Here is an 11,809-nt window from a genome sequence, read left to right on the forward strand (position 1 = left end):
CGGAGAGAAAAAAGTGCAGCCTGCGGTATGACGCGAAAACGATTGGTATGGCGGAAGGACCGGGGAGGGGGAGAACACTTCCCGAGCGAGCCGGGTCGAGGGTTCATGGACGATAGCAGCAAGCACGGACGCAAAAAAAGCCGCACGAGGCGGCTTGTTCTCCATACGAAGATACGGTTTTGTTCATGAGTCTATTATAACATAGGAATATAATCAAAAACAGCCTTGTTATTTCCTGTATTTTCCTAATATAGTAGGTATACCGAAAATAGGGAGGGCTGTTATTGAACGAGTTAAGCTTCGGAAGAACGAATAGCTGGAAGGAAATCGTGGTAAGCATCCGCTGGGCGGCCGGTGTCATCACGCGGGTGGCTCCCTGGCAGGCGGTTCTGCTGACGGGGCTGGCTATTCTCGAAGGGGTGGCGCCGGTACTGTCGATTTATGCGACGCAGCATCTGATCGATTCGGTTATCGCCGTGGCCGGGCAGGGGAGGGACGGATTTCCGAAGCTGCTGCCGTGGCTGCTTCTGTTTGCGGTTTCGCTGGCGCTCGGGCATGAGGTCGTCTGGAAGTTTCGGGACCCTTTGCTCACGCGGGTAAGGCTTAAGGCACAGCTGGATTTGGAGAAAAAACGGCTGGTCCACGCCTCCGAGCTGCCGCTCACCTTCTACGAAGAAAGCGCCTCCTACGACCGGATGACGCGCAGCGCCGATCCGGGCAGGAAAATATCCGAGCTGCTCCATTACTTGCTGTTTATGGGGAAAGGCGCGATCAGCGTCGTCGGGGTAGCCGCCCTGTTCTGGAACGTGTCGCCGTGGCTCGCGGCTGTACTCGTGGCCGTAGTCGTGCCGAGAGCGATTCACGGTGCCAAAAGCTCGAGGCAATGGATGAGCTTCACGTACGACCAAACCGAGGAGATACGGCGCTCGTCCTATGTTAGCGGCCTGCTGACCGGGCGGGCCCAGCAGAAGGAGGTGCGGGTGTTCGATCTGCCCGGCCTGCTCTCCCGGCGATGGGAGACGCTTCGGCGGGAACAACGAAAGGGAGCGCTGGAAGTGAAGCGGCGTATGGAGATCGGCGGGATTCCTTCGGCTGCGCTTTACTGGGCGACGGAAATCGCCGTCGTTGTCATGCTTGCTTTGTGGCTCGCTCCGCACCGCATTACGCCCGGCATTTTCATGTCTTTGTTCCAGGCGCTGGGCAAAATGAGTGCGGGAGCGGGGAGCATCAACTTCGGCATCAGCGTGCTGCACCGCAATTCGATCGGAATCGGTTATGTGCGCGAGCTGCTGCAAATTCCTGCCGACAGCGCCAGCCGTGGCTCGAAGTTTTTTCCGGACCGCCTCGTTCAGGGCATCCGGCTGAACGGGGTATCGTTTACATATCCCGGCCGGGAGCGTCCCGTGTTGCAGAAGCTCGATCTGCATTTGCGGCCGGGGGAGCGCGTAGCCCTAGTCGGCGAGAATGGCGCGGGCAAAAGCACCATTGTCCGGCTGCTGCTTGGCCTGTACCGGCCGGACGAAGGCACGATCACCGCCGACGGCGTCGATTACGCCGACATCGCCCCGGAAAGCCTGCACAAACACGTATCCGCCGTCTTCCAGGACTATTACAAATTTACGTTCACGGCGGCTCAGAGCGTTGCTTTGTGCGAGACGGCGACGGCAGCACATCACGCGATTGCGGAAGCCGGCCCGGAGCGAGCGGCCTCTTCCGGGCATCGCTCGGAGGACGAAGCCGAACCGATACGCAGCGGTATCGCCAGCATAGAGCGGGTCCGCTCTGCCGCGGCCAGAGGCGGGGCGCACCCGTTCATCGCCGAGCTGCCGTTAGGCTACGATACGCCGATCGGCCGGCTGTTCGAAGGGAGCCGCGAGCTGTCCGAAGGCCAGTGGCAGCGCATCGCGATTAGCCGCCCTTTCCTGCGCGATCCGCAATTGCTCGTGCTCGACGAGCCGACGGCGGCGCTTGACGCGAAAGCGGAGGCGGACATTTACGAGCAGTTCGTCTCGGCTGCGGAAGACCGGGCGGTGCTGCTAATCAGCCATCGGCTTGGCTCGGCCCGTCTTGCCGACCGGATCGTCGTGCTTCAGGACGGCAAGATCGTCGAGGACGGTAACCATGAGCAGTTGCTTGCGGCGGGCGGCGTTTATGCGCAGATGTGGGAGGTGCAGGCCGGATGGTACCGATAAAACGGTTAGGCGCGGCCCTCACGCTGCTGCGATTCGTGAGGTGGATCATCGTCACCGATCCGCGGCGAGCGTTTGTCTCGATCGGCTTGAACATGGTGCGGGGCGTATTCCCGGCTATTCAAGTGTATTTCGCGGCTCGCATATTCGGCCAGATGATGAGCGTTTACAGCGGCGCGTCGGAATTGCGCCCGCTTATGGAATGGATCGCCGCTTGGGCGCTGGTATCGCTGCTTCCGACGCTTGTGATCAAACCGATCGAAGCGGTATATACGGAGCGGCTGCGGCAGGAGATGGAGGACAGCTTGCTGCGCCGGCTGCAGGATAAAGCGTCCCGTCTCCGGCTCGAAGCGTTCGAACGTTCCGACTTTTACGATTTGCTGACGAGAGCGAGGAATATGACCGAGCCCGGACAATTTCTGAACCTGTTGTGGGAGTTTTACGGGCTGCTCACGTCCGTCGTGAAAATGATGTCCATCGCCGTGCTCGTCGGCGCATGGAACGGCTGGCTGCTGCTCGCGCTTGTCGTCGTCTCGCTGCCGGAACCGGTTGCCGGCTTTATTCAGGCGAAATCGGCCTTTTTCCTGAAACGAAAGCAAACCGAGCCGGAGCGGGTCATGAACTATTTGGCGACTACGCTTACTTCCCGCGAAGCGGCGAAGGAGGTACGGACGTTCGACGCCGCGCCTTGGCTGATCGGCTGGTGGGAAACGATATACAGACGCGTATCGGATACGCTGTACCGGCAGGAGCGAGTACAGCAGCATACAAGAGCGGGCTTATCCGTTCTAAGCGCGTTCGGTCTTGCCGCCGGGATCGGATGGACCGGGTGGACGGTCGCCTCGGGCAGTCTGACCGCCGCCGAATTCGGCGCCATGCTGTACGCGCTGCAGCAGATGAAGGAGGGCACCCAGCAACTGGTTGGAAGATTTGGTTACTTCCGCGACCGTCTGCTGCGCGTCGAGGATCTATTCGTTTACTTGGATTTGGGTCCGGAGGAGCCGGATGGGGGAGAAGCACCGGAATCAATCGGAGACATCAGGGTCGAGAACCTGTCGTACCAGTATCCTCAAAGCGATCGCGAGTCGCTGAGCGGCATCTCGTTCTCGCTTCGCGAAGGCGAGCGGATCGCTCTCGTGGGAAGCAACGGCTCAGGCAAAACAACGCTCGTCAAAGTGCTGCTGGGCTTATACGCCCCAACCTCCGGTCAAGTGTACAGAGGCGGCCGGGATATGGCGGAGCTCGATTTGCGCAAGCTGCGCGACAGGTCCGCCGCCGTCTTTCAAGACTTTATCAAATACTCGTTTACGCTGCGGGACAATGTCGGCTTGGGACGCGCCGATCGGATGGACGACATGGAGACGATCCGCCAGGCGTCCGCGCTCGGCGGCGCGGACGAGGTGGCGGCCGGTCTGCCGGATGGCTATGAGACGATGCTGACGAGCCGTTTTACGGGCGGAACGGAGCTTTCCGGCGGACAGTGGCAGCGGGTGGCGATATCCCGCGCCTTTATGCGCGACGCTCCGTTCGTCGTGCTGGACGAACCGACGGCGTCGCTCGATCCGAAAGCGGAAACGGACGTGTTCGAGCGATTTGCGGAGATGGCCGGCCGCCGGACGGCGATTCTCGTCTCGCATCGTCTCGGCATGGCCCGATTGTGCGATCGGGTCATGGTGCTGCGGCAAGGTCGGCTGATCGAGCTCGGCACACATGACGAACTGCTCGCTGCAGGCGGCGAATATGCGCGGCTGTGGACGCTGCAATCGAAATGGTATCAGGCGGAGTCGCCGATAACGGCGGCGAACGGAGCGAAAAGCAGCTAAGCCGGTAAGTCGGCGCTTGGGGAACGGACTGATGCTGCGCTAAGCGCTTCAGATCCGTAAGATCTTGCTTCGGCTCGCCGATGGCGGTGCCGGAAGCAGCAAACAAGCGCCTTACCCGATCTCGGGCAAGGCGCTTGTTAACTACGTTAATGAAACGACTTCCAGAACGAGCCGTTTGTGTCGATGATGTCGGTAAGCTCGGCGTACGGAATCGTAAACTCGGGAAAGCCTGCGGCGTACGGCGCAATCTCGTACGGCTGGAACAAAATATGCAGCGCGTTCTCCGTCACGTAAAACAACTGGTTCGGAGCGATCTGCTTGAAGCTGCCCGGGAATACGTACGAATACTTCGGATCGGTTGCGATTTGATGGGCGATGATGTCGCTGATTCGTTTGACATACGGGCTGCCTGGCTTGAACAAATCCTTCAGCTCATACATGTCGCCGGTTGCGAGGTTCAGATGGACATATTCCCTTGACGGCATGCCGTGAGCGGCTCCGAACGGGAAGTTATAGCCTTCCAACTTCAGCACGAGCAGCTTGTCGCGAAAGAAGGTGACGGCGAAGTCGCCCGTATAGCTTGCCTCCAGCTGGCTATCCGGCGGAACGGGCTTGACTGCCGAAAGCTGCTTCAGCTTCCGGTTGACGCTTTCCTCCGCTTTTTTGTCCGCCATGCCTTCTACTTGCGGATAATACACCAAATAATCTTTGTTCGGCTTAAACTTCTCCTCGCGCACGGCATAAGGCGGAGCGAGCGGAATCGTCGTGTTCGGCTTCCATACCATCTTGCCGGCCCGATCAAAGTAGAACAGCCGCAGATCGACGTTCGCGCTGATGAGGTTGCCGATGAACGCCATCGTCCCGCTTCCCGGCATCGCCGGGAGCAGGGTAGCCCGGTTGCCGTTGTGATCGATCCAGTAAGTCTCCTTCTTATCCGACACCGAGGCATAGCCGTCCTTGTAATCGGTTATGTTCGTGAAGCGGAAATCGGTAAGCAGCCGTCCGCTTGTGTCGGCCAGCGCGAAGCTCGAGCCGATGTAGGGCCGGCTCGGATCGGTCGCTTTGCCGACCGCGACCCGTCCTTCGCCGAGCTGCTCGACTTCGTTATACTCGGCCGGTATGACGAAGGAGCCGTTTTTGTTAATAAGCCCGTAATGATTGTTGTAATCCTCCGCTGTGTTGACGACGGCGAACCCGCCCTCGAACGGCATGGCGGAAGTAAAACGCGGAGGGATGATGACGGTCCCTTTCTCGTCGATGTAGCCGTACTTGCCGTTCGCTTCTTTCTGGAAGGCGAGCAGTCCGTCCCCCATGCTGCCGACGAACGCATACGGGTACACGGCTAGCGACTTGCCGTCCTTGTCGATCAGCGCATATTCGCCGTCCTTCACCTTCACGACCGCCTTGCCGCCGGCAAAGTCGTTCGCCTCCAGGTAACGGGCCGGGATCGCTTCTTTCCCTTCCCGATCCAGGTAGCCGTACCGGCTCTGACCGTCCGCGCCCGTTTGCGAGAAAACGGCTCTGCCATCCCTATAAGTGCCGATAAAGCTGTACGCCTTCGGCGTTACGAGTCGCCCCGTCTCGTCGATGACCCGGAAGCCTTGCCCGTCGATGACCGAGGCGAGCCCTTCCGAAAAAGAGGAGACGGAATCGTAAACCGGTCTCACGACGTAACGGCCGGAGGCGTTGATAACGCCTTGCTTATTCCCGGCTTGCACGACGGCCAGTCCGTTCGGCTGAAAATCGAGCGCGTACTCGTACTGTGGCGGAATCACGACATTGCCCTGGTCGTTGATGTAGCCGTACAAATTACCTTTAGCCGTTTTGACGAGCACCGGATATAGAGGGATGGCCCGGGCGCGTGCGAGCGCCGCGGGAGAAACGGCTTGATCCGGGTACAGCTGGCGGTAATAACGAACGGCCGCTTCCGCATGCTCGAAAATGGCTACGGCTGGCACGAGGCGTCCTCCGTACAGGAGGGGCACCGTTCCGAACACGAGGCTTTGCGGGGGCTGCACCGGCACATCCGGCCTATCCGCCATTTGCTGCCGGAACATGCCGTCGTATGGCGCGCGATCATATCCGTATGTCATGCTGCTCCAAACTCCTTTGCTTCTTATGTTTATGCCACTATCATATGGGCGCATGGGCGTTTCGGTGAACGACCTTGGAAAAAGGCCGCCCAGGTAGAAATATGCACGTCCTTATCGTATGATGGAACATATACAAAGGCTGCCGTGTTACCTTACGCAGCTTCGACCGATGGAGGAGCTCCCGCATGAATCCACGCAATTTATCCGGTACGCGCAGAACTGCCGCCGCGCGCAAACGCAGAACCGGACGGACGCTTGTGTTTACCGCCGCCGCTTTGGCCGGACTCGCGGCCGTGCTGCTTGCTTACGACCAGCGATCGGCGGTGGCGCCGTCCATCGATGCCGTCATCGAATCGCTGGAGGTGAAGCGGCCCGCTCCGGAGCTGGTCGAATTCCGCATGACCGATTTCGATCGCGGCTGGCAAAAATATTCGGACGACGTCGTCAAGGTGACGAGCGACGGGGGGATAACCTGGACGGAAGCTTCCCCGGAGGCGGCGGGAGTGCCGGGCTCTCCGGACGGGAGCCGTAGCGGGCGGGGGGAATGGACCTTGGCGCCGGTCTCGGAGAAGCGGCTGGACTCCCTTGTTTACGACCGGAAGGCGATGGCCGTCAAGATGTCGCAGTTTTTGACCGAGAAGATCGGCTGGGCGCTGCTGGAGGGCGGCTCCGGCTTGCCGAATCCGCTGCTCGTCACGGCGGACGGCGGGGAGACGTGGCACGCGGAAGTAACCGCCGAGGTAAGATCGGCCGCGGAGGCGGAGAAAAAACGCGAAGCGCAGGCGGCGGCCGAAGCGGCGCTGTATGAATCGCCGGACAAGGCGCGGCTCGCGATGCGGTCGGTCTGGGCGCTGATGCCGAGCCAGGCTTCCCCGGGAGACACCGTGCTGGTGCGGCACGACAAGCCGGGCGAGGTGAGCTGGCAGGGGAAGACGTACCTGCTTCAGCCGTACGGCTTCGGCTACTACACCTACCTCCCGATTCCGATGTCGGCGAAGCCGGGCGACTATCCGATCGGGGACGCGTTGCTCGCGATCAAGGCGAAGAAGTTCGACACGCAATATTTGCAGGTGTCGCAGCAGATGGAGAGCATGAAGCAGGATACGAACCGCATAGCGGCCGATCAGAAAAAAATCGACACCGCGCGCAGCAAGTCCGAGCCGGAGTTTTTGTTCAGCTCGGCGTTTATTCAGCCGATCCAGGGTATTTTGACAACGCCTTACGGCCATACTCGTTACGTGAACGGCAAATACGACAGCTCGCATATGGCGATCGATCTGGCGGCCAAGGAAGGTACGCCGATCAAGGCGACGAACGACGGCATAGTCGCGCTCGCAGACAGCTTGTATTTGACCGGCAATTCGATCTATCTCGACCACGGCATGGGGCTGTTCTCGCAATATGCGCATATGTCCGAGCTGCGCGTCAAAACCGGCGACCGCGTGAAGAAGGGCGATATTATCGGCCTCGTCGGCACGACCGGATTCTCCACGGGACCGCATCTGCATTTCACGTTCTGGGTCCATAACGTGCAGGGCAACCCGAACCTGTTCTTCGACAAAACGCCGATGCAGTGGACGGCGGCGCCGAAGTAACGCTGGTCTGCGGGGAAAATTGGCTTTAACGATTCTCGGCGTTGCTTTTGGGGCTGGAAATATGCTAAGATCGACTTAATTTCCGGAACGGAGGGTTGCCCGTGGTAGATTTCATCCGAGTCAAACTGTTTCGCGGCTAATCAACGATTAGGCGTAGAAGGCTCTGTCTGCGACAGAGGACTCAGGATAGGTCTGTCCACGAACTCATATGCGAATAGGGCGGCGAATGCCCGTCTTTCGGCTCGTACGACAGCGATGTCGGAGCGGAAGCGGCGGCGAATCGTTCGCGCTTTGTTTTCCTATGATGGGACCCGAATTTCGGCGGCTGGCCGGGAACGTTTCTTTCCCGCTCTTTTTCCGTCGGATATTTCCTGAATTTCTCTGTAAACCATTCGCACAGACAGCGCCATGTTGTCTGTGTTTTTCGTTTTTTCGAACCATTTGGGGATATTAGGAGGAATATGTATATGGAACAAAGAGCAATAACAGTAGGCGTTAATTTGAACAATCAGCCGGATTTTGCCGATTCGATGGAGGAGCTTATCAGCTTGGCGGAAGCTTGCGAGGTGCAGGTAGTTGGGGAATTGACCCAGAAGGCGGCGCAGATCAACAATTCGCACTATATCGGCACCGGCAAAGTGCAGGAGCTGTCGGAGCTGCTGCGGCAGCACGAAGCCTCGATCGTTATTTTCAACGACGAGCTGTCTCCTTCCCAGATTCGCAATCTGGAGAAAGATTTGGCGTGCAAGGTGATCGACCGCACGATTCTCATTCTGGATATATTTGCGGAGCGGGCCCATACGAGAGAGGCGCAGCTTCAGGTGGAGATCGCCCGGCTGCAATATATGCTGCCGCGTCTCGTCGGTCTGCGCGAATCGCTCGGCCGGCAAAGCGGCGGGGTAGGCACGAAAAACAAAGGCGCCGGCGAAACGAAGCTGGAGCTGGACCGGCGCAGAATCGAGTCGAAAATAACGGCGCTGCACAAAGAGCTGGAGTCGCTCGTCGCCCAGCGGCAAGTGCAGCGGAAGCAGCGGCAAAAAAACAACGTCCCGGTCGTCAGCCTCGTCGGTTATACGAACGCGGGCAAGTCCAGCCTTATGAACGCGATGCTGGAACGGTACAATCCGGAGTCGGGCAAGCCGGTTTTCGCCAAAGACATGCTGTTCGCCACGCTGGAGACGTCGGTCCGCAGCATCGAGCTGCCCGACCGCAAATCGTTCCTGCTGACCGACACGGTAGGTTTCGTCCGCAACCTGCCGCATCATCTGATCAAGGCGTTCCGCTCCACGCTTGAAGAAGTGGCCGAGTCCGATCTGCTCGTCCATGTTGTCGATTATTCCGACCCGGAGCACGAGCATCTGATGGACGTAACCCGCGATACGGTGAAGTCGCTCGGGGCGGACCACATCCCCGTCATCTACGCTTACAACAAGGCGGAGCTGGTAGAAGGCGAATGGCCGGAGCAGGAGGAAGACCGCATTTACGTGTCCGCGAAGCGGGGAGATGGAATCGAGGTGCTGGTGCAGCGTATCCGCGAACGCATTTTCACGGATTATGTGCAGTGCGAAATGCTCATTCCGTTCGATCAGGGGTGGCTCATTTCGTATTTTAACGAGCAGGCGAACGTAACGGCGACCAACTATGAGGAAGAAGGGACGAGGCTGACGCTCGAATGCATGCGGGCCGATTATGAAAAATACCGGGAGTACGTAGTCCCGGAGCTATCGTGAGCTTCGCGGCGCAGATTGAACCGCGCGCGAGCCAAACCCGGGACCGACGATCCCGGGTTTTCGGCGTTTCCTCATTCACTTCAGGAACATATCGGCAACGTCGCGCCAGTTATGGACACGAGGGTAACGCGTTTCCTCCACGTTATGAGGGGCGCTGAACAGAATGCCCTGCCCCCGGAAGCGGGCGAACTGGTAAGCGTGATCGTCGATCAAATAGTCGGCGTCGATGATGCTTTTATCCCCGCAGAACACGATATGCGAATTCGGAATAAACGGGAAATGTTCCTTCAGCCATTCGTACTTGGCGGCAAACGAGGCGGGAACTTCCATCGCAGCGGAAGCGATAAAAATCTCGTAGCGCGTTTGCAGCTCGCGGATGACGTCCTGGCTGTCCGGCAGCACCTTCAGGTCGCGCAAAAACAGCGGATCGTCAAAAAAGCGCGACACTTGATCGCCGCATTTGGCGACGTGGCGCAGCTTTTTGCCGTGCAAGTGCTGGGGTGTAATCGTGTCTTCGTATTCGCGGTTGTAGCGCTCGAGCATCTTGTCCAGCGTATCCGCGATTACTTCGTCCATGTCGATTGCGATTCGTTGCTTCGTTTCTCCCATTCGGCCAATCGCTCCTATCCGTTTGTCTTGTATGGGTTTAGTATAACTCCAGGTTGTGCACCTGATAATAGAAACTATGTTTCATGCTAGCTGGAAACGGAGTGGAGGTCAACCGGGGGGCGTTACAACTTTGTGCGGAGCAAGAGCGTCATATAGGCAAGGGAAGCTTCCCTTATTCTGTCAGGGGCGGAGTTGGCAGGGGGATGTTAAGCGGAAGTGAAAGTTCCGTTATAGCTGGCGGAATGCGGCTGCCCGGTCGGTAACGGAAGCAAAGGTTCCGTTAAAGCCGCCAATAGCCCGAGTGCAGCCAGGCAAATGGAGCCATAAAGGAAGTTCGACTTCCTCTATGCAGGTCTGGTAGGCTCTTGAAGCGGCGATAACGGAACTGACGGTTCCGCTGAGACAGCGATAACGGGAGATGAAGTTCCGCTATGCTGGCGGAACGGTGCTTAGGATCGGCAACAAAATCAGTGCAGCCGGTCCGGGCAAATAACTCCGAGCCGTTCGAAACTCGTATGAACTTCGCAGCAGGTTCTGGTATAATGTCGAGAAGACGAATGAACAAGCGGACCAAAACGGGTGAGGGCAAATGGATAAAAACATAACGATGCAGGATATCGCCGATTTTTTAAAGCTGGACCGCACGACGGTTTCCAAAGCGATATCCGGCAAAGGGACGGTGTCGCAGAAAACGATTCATCGCGTGAATCAGGCGATCGAGGAACTCGGCTACCGCAAAGACAGTTTTGCCAGCGGGCTTGTAACCGGCAAAAATACGGTACTCGCCATTGTGCTGCCGGAGATCAAAAGCGGCATTAACGCTCCTTTCGTTCAAAGCTTTCAAAGAACGGCCAGAAAGCATCACTATGGGGTTATCCTGTATTATGTCGAGCCGCAAGGCAACAATCTGACGATGATTTGCGAAATGCTTAGACAGCAGCGGGTATCCGGCGTCACCTTCTGGTCGGGAGCCACGACACCCAAAGATGACGATAACTTGATCCGGCTATTGGATACGGGAATTGCTGTCAACACGACCTCACGAGGCTTCATTCACGAAAGCATTGACGGCATTAGCTTCAATCACTCCAAAGCGGGGGTTGAGTTAACCGAACATCTGATTCGGCTTGGGCACCGGAATATCGTATTTGTATCAAGCGCCGCTTCCAGCTCCCAGGGATCGCCATTCGAGCGGAGAGAAGGCTACAAACAAGTGATGCAAAGCTATGGACTTCAGCCTGTCGTGATCGGAGATGCGTACGGCCCCACCAAGCCGGACGACTACCGAAATCTGACTAAACATGCCTATCATGTGCTGGAGCGGGAATGGGAAAACGTGAAAGAAGCCAGCGCGTTTATCGGCACCAATGACGAAACCATTCTCGGAGCGATTCATTGGCTGAAGGAAAAAAACGTTTCGATCCCGCAGGACTGCTCCGTGGCCGGCTTCGACGACCTGTATGCGGAACTAACGATTCCTCCGCTAACGTCGATGAGATTTCCGCTTGGCGAGGGCGGGGAGCAAGCAGTCGAGCTGCTGCTGAAGCGGATTAACGCGAAAGGGAAAAGAAATCGGACCCATTTATTGCTGGATTACGAGCTGATAAAACGCGAATCTACGGCCGTATACACCGAGCGTTGACCAGATTCAAGATGAAAGCATTTACAAAGCAGGGATTGACAGCGTTCTTAAAAGAAACTATATTTGAATTACTTCGATTCAGCACCCGCGTGATTTTTTCGTGCGCGGGTAACTTCTTATCAGAGGAG

General features: G+C 57.8%; 7 protein-coding genes. 5 read left to right on the forward strand and 2 right to left on the reverse strand.

The genetic code is table 11. From position 1 onward, the window contains the following. Positions 1-284 precede the first annotated feature (284 nt). On the forward strand, positions 285-2,192 hold the full coding sequence (locus D7M11_RS24330; RefSeq protein ID WP_120749862.1) for an ABC transporter ATP-binding protein: 1,908 nt from the start codon (positions 285-287) through the stop codon (positions 2,190-2,192). Beyond that, on the forward strand, positions 2,180-4,012 hold the full coding sequence (locus D7M11_RS24335; RefSeq protein WP_120749863.1) for an ABC transporter ATP-binding protein: 1,833 nt from the start codon (positions 2,180-2,182) through the stop codon (positions 4,010-4,012). The genes D7M11_RS24330 and D7M11_RS24335 overlap by 13 nt, the downstream gene beginning before the upstream one ends. Positions 4,013-4,158: 146 nt before the next feature. On the opposite strand, the gene D7M11_RS24340 is transcribed toward D7M11_RS24335, so the two are convergent. Beyond that, positions 4,159-6,105: a WG repeat-containing protein gene (locus tag D7M11_RS24340; protein ID WP_240041286.1), complete on the reverse strand. Its 1,947-nt coding sequence runs from the start codon at positions 6,103-6,105 to the stop codon at positions 4,159-4,161. A 185-nt stretch (positions 6,106-6,290) separates the two neighbouring features. Between D7M11_RS24340 and D7M11_RS24345 the strand changes: the two genes are divergently transcribed. Both D7M11_RS24345 and hflX read left to right on the forward strand, forming a co-directional pair. Next, on the forward strand, positions 6,291-7,700 hold the full coding sequence (locus D7M11_RS24345) for a peptidoglycan DD-metalloendopeptidase family protein (protein ID WP_120749864.1): 1,410 nt from the start codon (positions 6,291-6,293) through the stop codon (positions 7,698-7,700). Between the two features lie 467 nt (positions 7,701-8,167). Next, the gene (gene hflX / locus D7M11_RS24350) at positions 8,168-9,430 is read left to right on the forward strand and encodes a GTPase HflX (protein ID WP_120749865.1); all 1,263 of its coding nucleotides are present in this window, start codon (positions 8,168-8,170) and stop codon (positions 9,428-9,430) included. 75 nt (positions 9,431-9,505) lie between these two features. Here hflX and D7M11_RS24355 read toward each other — a convergent pair whose 3' ends face one another. Then, positions 9,506-10,039 carry a 5' nucleotidase, NT5C type gene (locus tag D7M11_RS24355; protein WP_120749866.1) on the reverse strand — a complete coding sequence of 178 codons (534 nt, stop codon included), beginning with the start codon at positions 10,037-10,039 and terminating at the stop codon, positions 9,506-9,508. Positions 10,040-10,628: 589 nt separating this feature from the next. Between D7M11_RS24355 and D7M11_RS24360 the strand changes: the two genes are divergently transcribed. Next, the gene (locus D7M11_RS24360; protein ID WP_120749867.1) at positions 10,629-11,681 is read left to right on the forward strand and encodes a LacI family DNA-binding transcriptional regulator; all 1,053 of its coding nucleotides are present in this window, start codon (positions 10,629-10,631) and stop codon (positions 11,679-11,681) included. Positions 11,682-11,809: the final 128 nt, after the last annotated feature.

Source organism: Paenibacillus ginsengarvi, assembly GCF_003626695.1.
In the GTDB taxonomy this organism is placed as follows: Bacteria; Bacillota; Bacilli; order Paenibacillales; family NBRC-103111; genus Paenibacillus_AB; species Paenibacillus_AB ginsengarvi.